Source organism: Faecalibacterium sp. 7 (genome assembly GCF_049562865.1).
Taxonomy (GTDB): Bacteria; Bacillota; Clostridia; order Oscillospirales; family Ruminococcaceae; genus Faecalibacterium; species Faecalibacterium wellingii.
This window is the reverse complement of the sequence record NZ_CP186911.1, coordinates 606532-621874: the sequence shown is the minus strand read 5'-3', so window position 1 is coordinate 621874 and position 15343 is coordinate 606532. Positions and strand designations below refer to the sequence as shown.

The 15343-nt window shown below is 60.8% G+C and carries 14 protein-coding genes; 1 reads left to right on the top strand and 13 read right to left on the bottom strand.

Translation table 11 applies throughout. The features are described from left to right. Positions 1-100 precede the first annotated feature (100 nt). On the top strand, positions 101-2146 hold the full coding sequence (locus tag ACKXF7_RS03200; protein WP_423742115.1) for an AAA family ATPase: 2046 nt from the start codon (positions 101-103) through the stop codon (positions 2144-2146). Positions 2147-2241: 95 nt separating this feature from the next. Here ACKXF7_RS03200 and ACKXF7_RS03195 read toward each other — a convergent pair whose 3' ends face one another. From ACKXF7_RS03195 to ACKXF7_RS03135, 13 genes are all read right to left on the bottom strand, one after another. Beyond that, positions 2242-4152: a hypothetical protein gene (locus ACKXF7_RS03195; RefSeq protein ID WP_423742114.1), complete on the bottom strand. Its 1911-nt coding sequence runs from the start codon at positions 4150-4152 to the stop codon at positions 2242-2244. A gap of 402 nt (positions 4153-4554) precedes the next feature. Further along, a complete protein-coding gene (locus ACKXF7_RS03190; RefSeq protein ID WP_423742113.1) occupies positions 4555-5514 on the bottom strand; it encodes a helix-turn-helix transcriptional regulator in 960 nt (319 codons plus the stop codon). Positions 5515-5543: 29 nt separating this feature from the next. After that, on the bottom strand, positions 5544-6407 hold the full coding sequence (locus ACKXF7_RS03185; protein ID WP_423742112.1) for a prephenate dehydrogenase: 864 nt from the start codon (positions 6405-6407) through the stop codon (positions 5544-5546). Next, a complete protein-coding gene (gene aroA, locus ACKXF7_RS03180; protein ID WP_423742111.1) occupies positions 6397-7671 on the bottom strand; it encodes a 3-phosphoshikimate 1-carboxyvinyltransferase in 1275 nt (424 codons plus the stop codon). Before aroA ends, ACKXF7_RS03185 begins: the two co-directional genes overlap by 11 nt. Positions 7672-7677: 6 nt before the next feature. Further along, positions 7678-8694 carry a 3-deoxy-7-phosphoheptulonate synthase gene (aroF, locus tag ACKXF7_RS03175; protein ID WP_423742110.1) on the bottom strand — a complete coding sequence of 339 codons (1017 nt, stop codon included), beginning with the start codon at positions 8692-8694 and terminating at the stop codon, positions 7678-7680. A gap of 21 nt (positions 8695-8715) precedes the next feature. Next, the gene (locus tag ACKXF7_RS03170; protein WP_249237854.1) at positions 8716-9180 is read right to left on the bottom strand and encodes a type II 3-dehydroquinate dehydratase; all 465 of its coding nucleotides are present in this window, start codon (positions 9178-9180) and stop codon (positions 8716-8718) included. After that, positions 9161-9655: a shikimate kinase gene (locus tag ACKXF7_RS03165; protein WP_423742109.1), complete on the bottom strand. Its 495-nt coding sequence runs from the start codon at positions 9653-9655 to the stop codon at positions 9161-9163. Before ACKXF7_RS03165 ends, ACKXF7_RS03170 begins: the two co-directional genes overlap by 20 nt. After that, on the bottom strand, positions 9649-10422 hold the full coding sequence (locus tag ACKXF7_RS03160) for a shikimate dehydrogenase family protein (RefSeq protein ID WP_423742108.1): 774 nt from the start codon (positions 10420-10422) through the stop codon (positions 9649-9651). Before ACKXF7_RS03160 ends, ACKXF7_RS03165 begins: the two co-directional genes overlap by 7 nt. Before the next feature lies 1 nt (position 10423). Further along, positions 10424-11569, bottom strand: a complete 1146-nt coding sequence (aroC, locus tag ACKXF7_RS03155; protein WP_423742107.1) for a chorismate synthase — start codon at positions 11567-11569, stop codon at positions 10424-10426. Positions 11570-11572: 3 nt separating this feature from the next. Continuing rightward, positions 11573-12616 carry a 3-dehydroquinate synthase gene (aroB, locus tag ACKXF7_RS03150; RefSeq protein ID WP_249237857.1) on the bottom strand — a complete coding sequence of 348 codons (1044 nt, stop codon included), beginning with the start codon at positions 12614-12616 and terminating at the stop codon, positions 11573-11575. Further along, positions 12613-13683 (bottom strand): bifunctional chorismate mutase/prephenate dehydratase, encoded by a 1071-nt coding sequence (locus tag ACKXF7_RS03145; protein ID WP_423742106.1) that lies wholly within the window; start codon positions 13681-13683, stop codon positions 12613-12615. The genes aroB and ACKXF7_RS03145 overlap by 4 nt, the downstream gene beginning before the upstream one ends. Before the next feature lie 683 nt (positions 13684-14366). Next, a complete protein-coding gene (locus ACKXF7_RS03140) occupies positions 14367-14552 on the bottom strand; it encodes a hypothetical protein (RefSeq protein ID WP_423742105.1) in 186 nt (61 codons plus the stop codon). Positions 14553-14555: 3 nt separating this feature from the next. Further along, on the bottom strand, positions 14556-15308 hold the full coding sequence (locus ACKXF7_RS03135) for a hypothetical protein (protein ID WP_339394616.1): 753 nt from the start codon (positions 15306-15308) through the stop codon (positions 14556-14558). Positions 15309-15343 lie beyond the last annotated feature (35 nt).

Sequence of the window (15343 nt, the reverse complement as noted above, 5' to 3'; positions counted from 1 at the left end):
AGTAAGTGTAAACAACCGGTGTGGATTTTTCAAGAGGGAATTGCAAAACCTGTCCGGGTACACTATACTGGAAGAAAACGACAAAAACGGAGGGCAAACCATGGCATATACCGACGATTGGGAAAACCTTATGAACGGTGTGTTCGGTGCAGGGGGCAGGCCGCGCTTTGGCGGCACCGCCCAGCCGGAGGCGAAGCCGCAGAAATCCGGGACCTCAGCCGTGCCGGATCTGAACGCTGCCCTGCTGGAAAACCAGAAGCAGCTGGATGCCCTGCTCAAAAAGCAGAATGCCCAGCTCCGAACGAAGGATGACGCGGTGCAGTCTGCACTGAAGGACAGCCGCCAGATGCTGCGGGATATGGAAGCGGACGGCCTGCTTGCCAAGGGCACGGCAGACCTGCCCGCCGAGCAGCTGGGCAGCTTTGAGGGCCTTGCCGCCGAGGTAAAAAAGACCGTGCTGGGGCAGGACGCCTTTGTGGACAGCGTGGTGCGCGCCATGCGCCGGCCCTTTGTGCTGGGCACCGAGCGCCCGGCGGCACGCAACGTGATCCTGCTCTGCGGAGGTGCGGGCACCGGACGGCACTTTGCGCTGGCAGAGACCGCCCGCATCATGGCGGCGCGGGGCCTTTTGCAGAGCGACAAAACCGCGGTGGTGGATCTTGCCCTCTACCCCAATTCCGGTGCGGAAAAGCTGTTTTTGCAGGATCTGTACGCGGCCCTGCACGCACCCGGGGAGATCGTGATCTTTGAGCACTACGAAAGCTGCCATCCCGGTTTTCTGAAAACGCTGTCCGATCTGGCCGTCAAGGGCAGTGCGCCGCTTTCCAGCCGGTATCTGGTGAACAAGGAGGGCATCCTTGTGGATGCGGGCACGGCGCTGGCCCCGGGCGCAGTGAGCAGCATCACGCCCTGCGGCAAGTACCTCATCTTCTTTTCCCGCAAGGGCCGGGACGCGCTGGCAGATAAGTTCGGTGCGCCCTTTGTGGCGGCGGTGGGGGATGTGTGCGCCACCAGCGCCTTTGCCCGCGAGGATCTTGCCGCGCTGGCGGCGCAGCAGCTGAATGCGCTGGCCCAGAAGGTGAGCGCCCGCCTCGGTCTGACCCTCTGTGCAGGGGCCGATGTGCGGGACTATGTTGCAGCCCGGTGCACCGAGGAAAAGGGCGCAGCGGGCCTTGGGGAAGCCTGTGATCAGATCTTCCGTGCCCTGAGTGAATACTGCCTGCAGACCGATGCAAAGCTTACCGGCACCGTCACCCTGACCGCAAAGCCGGAGGGCGTGCAGTTTGCACTGAACGATGCCGCCCCCGCCGACCTGTCTGCCCTGCAGCCCGCCGAGTACACGGGGGCTGCGGAAGCGGTCCGCGCAGAGCTTGACAGCCTTGTGGGCCTTGGGGCGGTCAAGGAGTATGTGTTCGGTCTGGCGGATAACCTGCAGGTGCAGCAGCGCCGCGCGGCGGCAGGCTTCAAGACTGCCAGCCTTTCCATGCACATGATCTTCACCGGCAACCCGGGCACCGGCAAGACCACCATTGCCCGGCTGGTGGCAAAGTACCTCAAGGCCATCGGCGCGCTGAAGGGCGGCCAGCTGGTGGAAGTGACCCGTGCCGACCTTGTGGGCCGCTACACCGGCCACACCGCCCCGCTGACCAATAGCGTTATCGAGAGCGCGCTGGGAGGCGTGCTGTTCATCGACGAAGCCTACAGCCTCTACCGCGGCGAGCAGGACAGCTTTGGCCTCGAGGCCATCGATACCCTTGTGAAGGGCATGGAGGACCACCGGGACGAGCTGGTGGTCGTTCTGGCGGGCTACACCAAGGAGATGGAGGTGTTCCTTACCGCCAACAGCGGCCTTGCCAGCCGCTTCCCCAACAAGATCGAGTTCCCGGACTACACGGCAGACGAGCTGCTGGACATCACCAACGTGCTGGCAAAGGGCAAGGGCTACCGCCTTGCCGAGGGCTGCACCTTCCCGCTTTTGGGCTACTACAAGCGCCGTCAGGCGCTGGACAGCCGCACCGCCGGCAACGGCCGTCTTGCCCGCAACACGCTGGAAAAGGCCATCTTCCACCAGAGCCGCCGCCTTGTGGCAGAGCCGGACGCGGAGCTGGATTTGATTTTGCCCGGCGATCTGGAATTTGAGGAATAAAAAGAGGGACGGATGCACTCGATGATGTGCATCCGTCCCTCTTTTTGAGAAATCTGCCGCACCGCTTGCGGCCAGCACGGCAGAGGAGGCAGTGTTTACTGTGCCGTCACGTTGGCGATGACGTAATATTGGCAGCCGCTCGCCTTCACGGCCTGCTCATAGACCGTGCCCGCAGCGTCTGCAGCAGGGTGGATCATCAAATCGCCCACGTCCTCCGCCAGCTTCCAGTTTGCCTTGTCTGCCAGCAGAGACTCGACCTGTGCTTTTTCTGCCGTCGCGGTCTGCTCATCTGCCGAGAGCACCTTGCCCTGCAGGGCTGCCGGGGCAGCCTGTGCGGCGGCATCCCAGAAGATCACGCCGACCTCGCGCATTTCGACACTGCCGGATTCCTCCGGGGTCAGTTTGGGCAGCACCACATGCCTGGTCTGGCAGCACTTGTCAATGTTGCAGATGTAGTCTGCATAGCCGTCCTTTTCCAGCGTAGGCGCGACCTTGTCCACCAGCTGCCAGTCGTGCAGGTCACTGTTTTCCAGCTTGCTGGTGTCAACAATATCGGGGTGCTCTTCCATGTACTTGCGGTTGTGGACGACCTTGTAGAGGTCACCTTTGTCAGAGAGGGTGTACCTTTTATGAATCTGGGTTGCATATGGGTCGAGCGTTTTGGGACAGTTAAAGTCGCTGGTTTTCAAAGTAGCCTTGCGGTAGAAATTGATGACGGCAGCATTGCTTTCGCCCAACTGAGAAGTGCCGGTCTCATCATAATCGGCACTGGCAGGAATGGTAATATCGTTTGTATACCCGGTACCAATGGGCGAATAATCATCTGAATTATAAGCATTGATGGTCGTTTTTCCGGTAGAGCTGTTGACCGTAAGGTTTAAACTGCCGCTATTTGCGCCAATGGCAGGTTTGGAATTAAAACAGTGTGCAACAGCGTCTACCGTTCCACCGGTAATGTTGATTGTGGTAGAGCTGCCGCCACCGTTGTTGCCGATGGCAACACCATCGGCGATGGCAGTGACATTGGCATTATCCTTTATATTGACCGTAACTTTAGACCCGCTGTTCCGACCACCGCCGATGGCACCAGTGCCGTCTACCCCTTCGGCGTTTACCGTTGCATCACCAGAAATCGTGATAGTGGTTTGATATCCGAGATTACCAAGACCAATGGCAGCACCACATCTGCCAGCAGCATCCACATTGGCATGGCCGGTGATAGTGACATCACTCGATCCTCCGTAACCAGCACCAATGGCAGCACCATCGTCAGCAAAGGCGGTAACATGTGCATTGCCTTCAATGCGGATATTCGATGCATCTCCGCCATTGCCGCTGCCGACGCCTGCGCCGTAATAACCGCCGACAGCAGTGATATCACCACCGGTGATCGTGATCTTTGAAGTGTCGGCAGTGTCACCGGTTCCACCACCGCCAATGCCAGCACTATTATCGAAGCCGCCTGCCAGCAGCTTGCCGGTAGTGTCCTTATCGGTACCCTTTTTTTCAGAACCATCATTGTTCACATCGTCCTTGATGGTCAAAGTGCCGGTGCCGTATTTGTCCGCTTTTTCGATGGCGGCGTGTTCTGAATTGCCGCTGAGAACGATGTTATTGCCGTTCAGCTCAAGGTTGGTATTGCCCTTGCCCGTGATCTCGATGGGTGCGGGGTCAGAACTCCACTCGGAGTCTGGCTGAATGTGCACATTCTCCAGGGTCACATTGGTGGTCTGATTTTCAGCTGTATTCACCGTGATGGTATTTGAAGTCTGCTTGCCGTCGCTGGTGATGGTAACGCCGGTAGTGTCTGGTTGCCCGTTTGAACCCTTGCTGTTCTCCTGCGTCACATAGGTATAGCCGTCATCTCTGGTCTCTACCGTCACACTGCCCTTGTTCAGGTCGTAGGTATCCGCAAACGCCGCTGTGGCGATGGACGAGACCATTGCCATCAGAACCGCCGTGGACAGCACCCGCAAGGCAAGCTGTTTTTTCACGTTTTTCCTCATTGCAAAACCCTCCAAACAAAAAAGCTTACAGAGACGCGAACGTTACCGTGAACGTTACCGGGAACGATACCGAAAACCGGCAAAAACCGGGATTTCAGGGCATAAAATCACATAGCTGCGCATTTTCATACCCGGCGTCTCTTTGCAGCACAAGTATAGTGCTGTGCCGTGGAGAATGTCAAGACAAAATGCTGAATTTTCAGGGGGGGGGGGTAGCAATTTTGTAAAACAAGTACAAAATAAGCCAAAAATTTGCGGCAGAATGACAGGGCAAAGCTGCACAAAAATCCGGGAAATGATTTGGCCGTGCAAATAAAAAGCCCAGACAGATCCACAGATCTCCCTGAGCTATCCGGTCAAAAAATGTTTTTGCACAAAGCAGCGCGGTGCGCATTCCTGCTTTCAGGCGTGCAGCGCTGCCAGTTTTTCTGCCGTCTGCCGCATTTCCTGCCGCACCTCGGCGGGGGCGGTCACTTCCACCTTGCCGCCAAAGCCGCACACCCAGCCGTAGAACTGGGGGCTGACGCACACCGGCACATCAAAGTGGAAGTGGGTGCCGTCCGCTTCCGGAACAAAGACCGGTGCTTTGCCAAAACGGTCGCGCATGGCGCTTTCAAGGTCAGCCGAGCAGCGCAGGGTGACCCGGTATTCGGTGCCGCCGAACATGTTGAAGTGCTTGCGCAGATAGGCGGGCAGGTCGAACTGGCGGAACTCGGCTTTGCCCCGGCGCGCTTCGTCCAGCACCGTCACGGCAGACATGCGGTCCACACGGTAGTTGCGGATGCCCGCAGGCTCTTTCTCGTCCTGATAGGCAATGAGGTAGTAGCACCCGCCGTCCCACGCCAGCCGCCATGGGCTCACGGTGCGGGTGCCGTCTTTTTTGTACCGGAAGCTCACCATCCGGCCTGCGTTGATGGCGCTGTGCAGGGCGTCGATGCTGTACAGCAGGGTGTGGCTGTCGCTTTTGGGGCGGCCGTCCACATACACCTGACGCTGCAGCTGGGAACCCTCGTAGTCGGAGCAGAGGGCTTCCAGCTTGTGGATGAGCTTTCGGCTGGTGCGGGCAGAGATGACCTTGCTGGCCTGCACGGCATCCACCAGCAGCTTGAGCTCCGAGAGCTCAAAGGTGCGGCTGGCCAGCCAGTAGCCGCCGCCGCGCCCCCGCTGCAGCTGGATATCAAAGCCCAGAGAGCGCAGGGTGTCGATATCGCTGTAAATGCTCTTGCGCTCGGCAAGGATGCCCTGCTGCTCCAACAGCTGCACCAGCTGGGGAACATTGAGCAGGTGTTCTTCATCGGTCTTTTGCTCAAGGATGCGCAAAAGGGTCAAAAGCTTGGATTTCTGGCCTTCCTGCTTGGGCATGGCAATACCTCCGGCTTTCCAAATTCAGGTTATTCGGGCAGTTTTTTGTCAAAGGCCGCACGGCGCTGGGTGGAAAGACGGAACATCTGTTCCAGCTTATCCCGGTCGTTGGCCACAAGAGCAGAGCGCATTTCCTGCAGAGCGGCATCGAACTGGTCGATCTCGCTGATCAGGTTCTGCTTGTTCCACAAAAACAGCTCGGCCCACATTTTGTCGTTGATGCGTGCAATGCGGGTCAGATCCCGGAAGGAGTCGCCGGTGTACTCGCACAGCGAAGAGTTGTCGTTGGCGCACATCAGGCTCACGGCGATGGCATGGCACAGCTGGCTCACATAGCCGATCATCTTGTCGTGCTCCTGCACGGTCAGGGTGCAGATGTGGTGGAAGCCCAGCACTTCGGCCAGGTCCTTTGCCCACTGGATGGCCTCCGGGGTGTTCTTTTCGGTGGGGGTGATGATGAAGTTGGCGGGGGCAAAATTCACCTCGGCGGCGTGCTCCACGCTGGAAGTCTCGCGGCCCGCCATGGGGTGGCTGGCGATGAACTCCACGCCTGCCGGGCACATGGCCTGCACCGGCTCCACAAGGCCGGTCTTTACACCGGACACATCCGTGAAAATGCAGCCGGGCTTGAGCAGATGCCCGTAGGTTTTGAACCACTCCAGCAGGGCTGTGGGGTACAGACCGAAGATGATGTGGTCGGCCTGCTGCACCAGATCTTCAAAATCGTGGGTCTTGCCGCTGGCAATATAGCCGTGGCTGAGGGCGTACTGCAGATGCCCCTCGCTGCGGTTGATGCCGTCCACATGGAAGCCGGCTTTCGTCAGCTCCAGTGCGTACTTGCCGCCCAGCAGGCCAAGGCCCACCACGAGATAACGCTTTGTTTTATCCAACATGTTCCACCTCCGCGCCCAAGGGCTTGATGGCTTCAAAGAAATTCGGCCAGCTTTTTGTGATGGCTTCGGCATCGTCCACCGTCAGGGGGATGCCTGTGGCAAGGCTCAGCACCGCAAGGCTCATGACCACACGGTGGTCGTTGTGGCCGTGCAAAACGCCCGCCGGGGCGTGCAGCCTGTCCGCGCAGCCTTGCACCGTGATGGTGCCGCCCTCGCTTTCCACTATGCCGCCCACTGCGCGCAGCTCGGCCTCCATGGCCGCGATGCGGTCGCTCTCCTTCAGGCGCAGCCGCTCTGCGTTGTGGATGACCGTGGTGCCCTCGCACAACAGGCCCATCACCATGAGCACGGGGCCAAGGTCGGGGCAGTCCGCAAGGTCGATGTCCACCCCGTGCAGGGGGGCCTTTTCAAAGGTGATGCCCTCTGCCGTGCGGGTAAACACCGCGCCGCACCGGCGCAGGATGTCCAGAATGGCGGCGTCTCCCTGCAGGGTGTCCGGGGCAAGGCCGGTGATGGTCACGCCGCCGCACGCGGCCCCCAGCACCGCCGGGAACGCGGCCTGACTGTAATCGCCCTCTACGGTATAATCGCAGGGGTGGTAGGTCTGCCCTCCCGGGATGGCAAGGGCGTTTTCGTCCTGCCAGCGGCTCTCGACGCCAAAGGCTGCCTGCACCGCACGGGTCATGTCGATGTAGCTGCGGCTCTCCACCGGCGGGATGAGGTGCAGCGTGCTGTCTCCGGCCAGCAGCGGCAGGGCAAACAGCAGCCCGCTGATGAACTGGCTGGACACGTTGCCTGCCAGCCGGTACTCGCCGGGGGTCAGTGCGCCCTCTACGGTCAGCCCGGCAGCACTCTGCTCAAACCGCAGGCCCTGCTCCCGGTACAGAGCTTCGTACACCGACTGGGGCCGCTCCATCAGTCGCCCGCGGCCGGTGAAGGTCACAGCCTGTCCGGTCAGGCTGGCGATGGGGATGAGAAAGCGCAGGGTGCTGCCGCTCTCGCAGCAGTCCACCGGTGCGGCGAGGGGCACAAAATGCCCCAGCCCTTCCACCACGGCATCGTCTGCGCCGGTGCGCACACGGGCGCATAGCTGTGCCGCTGCGCCCAGCGTGGCGGAGATGTCCTTGCTGAATTCCAGATTGGTGATAGGGCTGCGTCCTTCGGCCAGCGCGGCGCAGAGCACAGCACGGTGGGCCATGCTCTTGCTGGGCGGGGCAGTGATGGTGCCGCCCACGGGACGCGCGTTTTGAATCGTTACCAGCATAGGCCGTTACATATCCCGGCCAATGGCCCATGCTACCTGACGGCACTTTGCCATGGCCTGTGCGAAGGCGTCCGGGGTCAGGCACTGTGCGCCGTCGCTCCATGCGTGCTGGGGGTCGTAGTGGACCTCCACTTCCAGACCGTCGGCACCGGCGGCCACGGCGGCGATCATCATGGGCTCCACAAGGTTTGCCTTGCCGGTGGCGTGGCTGGGGTCCACGATGATGGGCAGGTGGGTCTTTTCGTGGATGATAGGCACGGCGGACAGGTCGAGAGTGTTGCGGGTATACTTTTCAAAGGTGCGGATGCCGCGCTCGCACAGGATGACCTGCTCGTTGCCGCCGGCCATGATATACTCAGCGCTCATGATCCACTCCTCGATGGTGTTGCACAGGCCGCGCTTGAGCAGCACCGGCTTGTGCATCTTGCCCACGGCCTTGAGCAGCTGGAAGTTCTGCATGTTGCGGGCACCGATCTGCACCACGTCCACGTACTCCTCAAACTCGGGGATGCGGTCCTCGCTCATCAGCTCGGAGACGATGGGCATGCCGGTGGCCTCGCGGGCCTTTACCATGTCCAGAATGCCCTCGGTCTCAAGGCCCTGGAAGGAGTAGGGAGAGGTGCGGGGCTTGTAAGCGCCGCCGCGGAACAGGGTGGCACCGCCGGCCTTGACGCCCTGTGCAATGCGCAGAGCCTGCTCTGCGCCCTCGATGCTGCAGGGGCCTGCCATGACGGCGATCTTTTCCTTGCCGCCGATCTTCACGCCGCCGCAGTCGATGACCGAATCTGCCGGGTGGAACAGGCGGTTTGCGCGCTTATAGGGCGCGGACACGCGGGTAACATTGTCGATCCACGGGTTTGCCAGCACGTCCCGCTCGTCGATCTTGGTGGTGTCGCCCACCAGACCGAACACGTTGTAGTTCTTGCCGGTGATGAGGGTCACGTCCAGACCCTGCTTCTCGAATTTGTCAACGATCTTTTCCAGTTCGTCCTTCGGAGTCCCTTTTTTGGTGGAGATGATCATAGTGATAATTTCCTTTCGTTTTTACATCACGATATGCGCCTTGCTGGAGCCGTCGGTGCGCAGCAGCTGGGCCAGATAGATGCAGGCGTGCAGGTAGCCCTGCGGGCCTTCCCCGATAAAGTGGCCCTGACAGCCAAAGGACACCACGTCCGTCTTGCGGAAGGGCTCCCGCTCGTCCGGGGCGTGCAGCATCACTTCCACGGCGGGCACGCCGCACAGGCGCAGGGCGTCCAGAATGGCCACGCTGTAGTGGGCGTAGGCCCCGGGGTTGAGTACGATGCCGTCCACCCGGCCCGCTGCGGCCTGAATTTCATCCACAAGGTCGCCCTCGTGGTTCGTTTGGCAGCAGTCGGTCTCGATGCCCAGCTGTTCACAGCCTGCCTGCACATAGTCCATGATGGCGTTGTAGTCCAGCTCTCCGGGCACGCCCGGCTCTGACCAGCGCATAAGATTGAGGTTCGGGCCGTTAAGAATCAAAAATTTCATCCAATGCCTCCATGGCGGCACGCAGGGCTTCGTCCAGTGTGCCGTTGTTGGGGATCACGGCGTCTGCTGCGGCCAGATACAGCGGGCGGCGCTGGGCTTCCATCTGGCGCAGCGCGTCCATGCTGGAAGAAAGCGGTCTGCCGCCGCCCACGGTCAGTGCATCCAATGGCCGGTCGATGAACAGAATGACGCCGTTCTGGTGCAGCGCCCGCAGATTTTCGGGCCGTTTCACGATACCGCCGCCGCAGGAGATGAGCTGCCGCCCCTCCCTGCCGAAACGGCGGGCCTCGGCGGTCTCCCGGGCGCGGAAGCCGTCCTCGCCCTCGGCGGAAAAAATATCCGGGATGCTGCGGCCGTCGGTCTTTACGATCTCCTCGTCCAGGTCCACAAAGGTGCGGCCAAGGCTCTTTGCCAGCAGCCTGCCGAGGGTGGTCTTGCCGCAGGAGGGCATCCCGATGAGGGCAATGTTCAGCATGTCGCGGCGCAGTGCGGCGGTGATGCGGCGATCTCAACCGGCGCATCCTCAAACTTGCGGTCCAGAAAATATTCTGCGGCATACACTGCCTGCGCCACCAGCATTTCAAGGCCGCCCACAGCCACCGGCACGCCCGCTTCCTCGGCGCGGAGGATGAGCTCGGTCTTGTCGGGGTTGTACACCACATCCACCACAGCTTCAAGGCCCGGCATGGCGGCAACATCCAGATTGCACACACCCACATTCGGGTACATGCCCGCCGGGGTGGTGTTGACCACGATCTGTGCCCCGCTGGAAACGGCCTCGGCATAGCTCAACTCGCCCTTTTCCGGGTCCGGATGGCGGCTGACGGTCAGCACCTTTGCCGCGCCCTTGTCCCGGGCCACAGCGCTGGTGGTGTTGTGGGTGCCGCCGGTGCCCAGAATGAGCACGGTCCTGCCTGCAAAATTCACGCCGTGGGCGTCGCACAGGTGGGCAAAGCCCATGTAATCAGTATTGTATCCATAGAGCAGGCCGTTTTTGTTCACCACCGTGTTTACCGCTCCGATGGCCTTGGCCCGCGGGTCGATGTAGGAACAGTATTCCATCACCAGCTTCTTATAGGGGATGGTGACATTGATGGCCTTGAACTGCCGTCTGGTCAGAAAGGCCCGGGCCTCTTCCTCCGTGGGCAGAGGGCACAGGTCGTAGTGGTAGCCGCAGAGCATCTCGTGGATGATCTTGGAGTAGGAGTGGCCGAGTTTTGCGCCGATGAGTCCGTATTCCATTTTACTCGTCCTCCTTCCGGAAGCTGGTGGGGTGGGTCATCCAGGCCTCGCCGTAGCGTGCCGTGAGCAGGTCGCCCACAGCCAGTGCGGCGGCGCAGGTCTGCACGATGGCGGCTCTGGGCACGATGCAGGGGTCGTGACGGCCCTGAATGGACAGCCGTGCGTCCTTTTTGGCAAGATAGTCCACCGTATCCTGCTGCTTGTAGATGCTGGGTGTGGGCTTGACCACGGTGCGGAACACCACCGGCATCCCGTTGGCGATGCCGCCGTTGACGCCCGCATTGTGGTTGGTGGCAGTGACGACTGCTCCCTGCGGCGTCATGCGGAAGGCGTCGTTTGCTTCGGAGCCGCGCATTCCGGCAAAGCCGAAGCCGGTGCCGAACTCAATGCCCTTGACGGCGGGCACCGAGAACGCCAGATGTGCGATCTCGCTCTCCACACTGTCGAAATAGGGCTCGCCGATGCCGGCCGGCAGGCCGAGGATGGCAGTTTCCAGCATTCCGCCCACGCTGTCGCCCTCGGCTCCGGCGGCACGGATGGCGGCTTTCATGGGTTCTTCTACGCTCTCGTCCAGCACCGCAAAGCCCTCGGGCTTGCTGGCAAGGGTTTCCACCTGTGCAGCCAGCTGTGCGGCATCGTCCAGCGCAAAGCGGGTGTCCGCAATGCCGGCACACTCCGCGATATGGGTGGTGATGTCGATGCCCGCACGGTGCAGTGCGCTCAGCACGATGGCACCGCCCGCCACGAGGGCGGCCGTCACCCGGCCGGAGAAGTGCCCGCCGCCCCGGGCATCCTGAAAGCCGTGGTACTTGGCATAGGCGGTATAGTCTGCGTGGCCGGGGCGCAGAAGATCTGCGGTCTTGGCGTAATCGCCGCTGCGGGTGTTGGTATTTTCGATCATCAGGGCAATGGCGGTGCCGGTGGTGCGGCCGTTCACCACGCCGGACAGCAGCTGCACGGCATCCGCTTCCACCCGGGGGGTGGACAGGCCGTCGCCCCGGGCACGGCGCTTGTCCATGCAGGCGGCGAGAAATGCCTCGTCCACCGGCAGGCCTGCGGCCATGCCGTCCAGCACCGCGCCGATGGCGCGGCCGTGGCTCTCGCCGAAAATGGTCAGCGAAAGGTCGCTGCCGAATGTATTTTTCATGGCTTACTCCTCAATGCCCAGCAGGGGACGCAGACCCTCCACCGGGATGGTCTCGGCGCGCCAGCAGCCCAGACCCGGCACCTTGATAATGGTGATCTGGCCGCTCTGTGCCTTTTTGTCGTGCAGCATTTCAGCCAGCACCTTTTCCTTATCGTAGGTGGTGCGGGTGGGCAGGCCGAGGCGGCGGTATACCGCGCGCACCCGCTTCTGCAATGCCTTGGATTCGATCATGGGCAGCATGCCCAGCGCCACGCACTCGCCGTGGTAAAGGCCCACGGTGCGGCGGCCCTTGATGCCCTTGACGGCCTCGATGCCGTGGCCGATGGTGTGGCCGAAGTTCAGGGCCTTGCGCATCCCCTGCTCGGTCTCGTCCTGCTCCACGATATTCTTCTTGAACCGCAGGCTGCGGCAGATGATCTCGCCGATCTGGGCATCCACATCGCCATTTTCAAAGATCGCGAACAGCTCGGGGTCTGCCAGCAGGCTGGCCTTGACGGCTTCTGCCAGACCGTTGATGAAGTGGCGGCGGGGCAGGGTGGCAAGGGTGTCCGGGTCCACGATGACCAGCTTGGGCTGCCAGAAGGCACCCACGATGTTTTTGGTATCGCCCAGATCCACGGCGGTCTTGCCGCCGATGGAGGAATCGATCATGGAAAGGGTGGTGGTGGGGCAGTTGATGAAGTCGATGCCCCGCATGTAGATGGAAGCGGCAAAACCGGCCAGATCGCCCACCACGCCGCCGCCTACGGCGATCACCAGATCGCCGCGGCCCATGCCGAATTCCAGCATCTGGCGCAGCACGGATTCCAGAATTTTAAAGCTCTTGCTGGCTTCGCCCTGGGGCACCGTGATGATGCGAGCATCCTTGCACTGGTCGGCCACCATCTGGGCGTACTGTGCGGGCACACCGCTGTCGGTCACAACCGCCACCCGGCGGTCCAGCCGGGCGAACTGGTACAGGTTTTCCAGCGAGCCGCTCTTGACGATGATGTCGTAGCTGCGCTCGCCCAGATTCATGGTCAGCTTGGTTCCGATAAATTCACTCATTTGGTATACACTCCTAACAGCCGCACGGTACGGCAGGTGCGGTCAAGCTCGCGCAGCAGCGCGGCGGTCTCATCGGCGGTGGGGTCGCCCACCAGCTCGACGTAAAAGTAATATTCAAAGGGCACATGGGGCATGGGGCGGCTCTTGATGGATTCCATATTGAAGCCGCTGGCACCGATGATCTGGATCACCTCGCCCAGCTTGCCGGGCTTGTTGTCCACCGTGAACAGCAGCGAGAACCGGTTGCCGCCGGTGGGCTTTTCGCGGCTGAGCACGATAAAGCGGGTGGTGTTGTCACCGTCGGTGTTGATGCTGGGCACCAGCACTTCCAGCCCGTACAGGGCCGCCGTCTCCACGCTTGCAATGGCCGCTTTGGAGGCGTCGCCGCTTTCGGCCACGAACTTTGCGGCCATGGCGGTGTTGGCCATGGCGGTGGCGGGCAGGCCGAACTGCCTTAAAAAGGTCTCGCTCTGGGCGATGGCCTGCTGATGGCTGTAGACGCTTCTGATCTGGTCGAGCTTTGTGCCCGGCAGCACCAGCAGATTCTGGGAGATGGGCAGATCGTACACATCCACCACCCACAGCGCCGGGTGATTGTAGCACAGATCCAGCACGGCAGAAACATCGCCCGCATGGCTGTTCTCAAAGGGAACGACGCCCCGGGCGGCATCGCCGCGTTCCACCGCGTCAAATACCTCGTCCCAGGTGGGGCAGCTCACAGCCTCGGCGTGGGGGAACAGCGCCCGGAGGGCGATGTGGGCAAAGGCACCCTCTACGCCCTGATAGGCGGCGCGGTTTTGGCCCAGCACCACGGCTTCGTACTGCTTTGCCACGTCCATCAGGTTCTGCACGTGATCCTTATAATAGGGCCGCAGGGCGGGAGACTGAATGCGGGCCGCAGCCTTTTCCAGCACTGCCGTCTCGCGGGCAGCGTCGTAAATGGGCAGGCCGTGGGCTCTTTTGTATTCGGCCACCTGCAGCACAGCGGCCATCCGCCGCTCAAACAGTGCGGCAAGCTGGGCATCCACTGCGTCGATCTCGGCGCGTGCCTGTTCCAGTACGTCCATGGGTTCACATCCTTTTATATGGCTCAGATCGGCCATTTGATTCTCAGATACCCAGTAAGTATACCATAACTGGGACGGAGAAACAACAAGGCCTCCGGTGTTTCAAAGGGGAGAATATTTCAAATCAGCCCCTTGTAAAAAGACGAAAATTGCAAAGACATTGAGAATGGGACTTCCCACACGGAGCGTTCTCGCGTGGGAAAGGATATATCGCTTTTATAAAATTCTTCTCCGCCGGATATGTACTCTTTTGCACGCACAAAAGAGTACCAGAAAAGCGCCCGCTACTTTCGAAGCGCGGGAGGCGGCGGGTTGCGGCTCCCTGCGTCTGCTTCGTGCCTTGGACGGCACTCGCATCCTGCAGGCCGCTGCCCCAACAGCTCCTCCCTGTTTCGGCCACTGGCCGCGGTCGTCGCCGTTGCAAACTAAGGGCTGCTCGCCCTTGATAATCCCAAAGCAGAAAGGCTCCATACAAAAAATCCAAGTCGCTACGCTAAAGGATTTTTTGTGTTTCGCCGATTTGAAAGTCGCTTGCGCGATGAACTGCGTGGATCGATGCCGGTTGCCGTTGCAACTTTTCCCTTGAAAAAAGTATCTCCGAAACGACCGCAGTCATTTCGGAGATACAAATATAAAAATATTATTTCCTCTCATGATGGCCAAAGCGAACGCGGCGGCCATTTTCAATCGTGCCGCTTTGCCAAAAGCTCTTCCCTGCTCCTTGCCTTGCCGTAATATCTCCCGTAGGGATTGTCCAGCGCCTGTGCAAGGGAGACCGGATTTTCCGGCTGTGGCTTTACCACCGGTTTTGCCGTCCGGTCAAAGCGGAGCTGTGCGGCGGGCCCGCCGCGCGTTATCCGGAACCGCATGGCTCACCCCTCGGCCCCGGCGGTGGAAACAGCCCCGGCGGTCAGGGCACTCCAGAGCGCCTCGCCGCCAGCCAGCAGGTCGGCGGTGTCCTTGTTCCATGCACCGCGGATGCCGATGTAGTACCGGCTGAGCAGCTCCTGACTGGAGCCGCTTTCGCTCTGCACGGCATCGGAGGCGTAATCGCCCAGATCAAGGCCGGTCAGCACCGGGCAGTCGGTCCAGCGGTAGACCATGTTCCACCAGTCACTGTCTGCGTCGGACTGCGGCAGGCTGCCGTCAAGGTAGCGCAGGGTCCCGGTGGTCTTCTGGAAGCCTGCGGGGTCGTACAGGATGAAGATGGAGCTCAGCGCGCCCTGAATGTCGGTGGAAAGCTTGGTGGTGCCGGCCATGTCAAGGTAGGCGTCCGAGTCCTCGTTGCCAAAGTCCATGGTATAGAGGTTCAGCTTTACCACCACCTTGCCATCGCCGTTCCGGTCCTCACCGTAGGCGGCAAGGGCGTCCTGCAGGGCGGTCTGGGTGGCTTCCGGCAGGTAGTGGGGGGCCACCACCGCTACGTTATAATCTGCATGGACGGTAAAAAAGTACTGCCCGATGAAGTTGTAGCCAAAGAACACCACGATGATGCCGATGATGATGACCCACTTGAGATTGTAGTCCCACCAGTTGGCCCAGCGCTCCTTGCGGGTGTACTGGCGCTGTTTGCGGGGCTGGAGGTCTTTGGGGTCGATATCACGTTCATAACGGTAGCTTGCCATAGAAAAAACTCCTGATTTTGACGATTCGGCTGCGC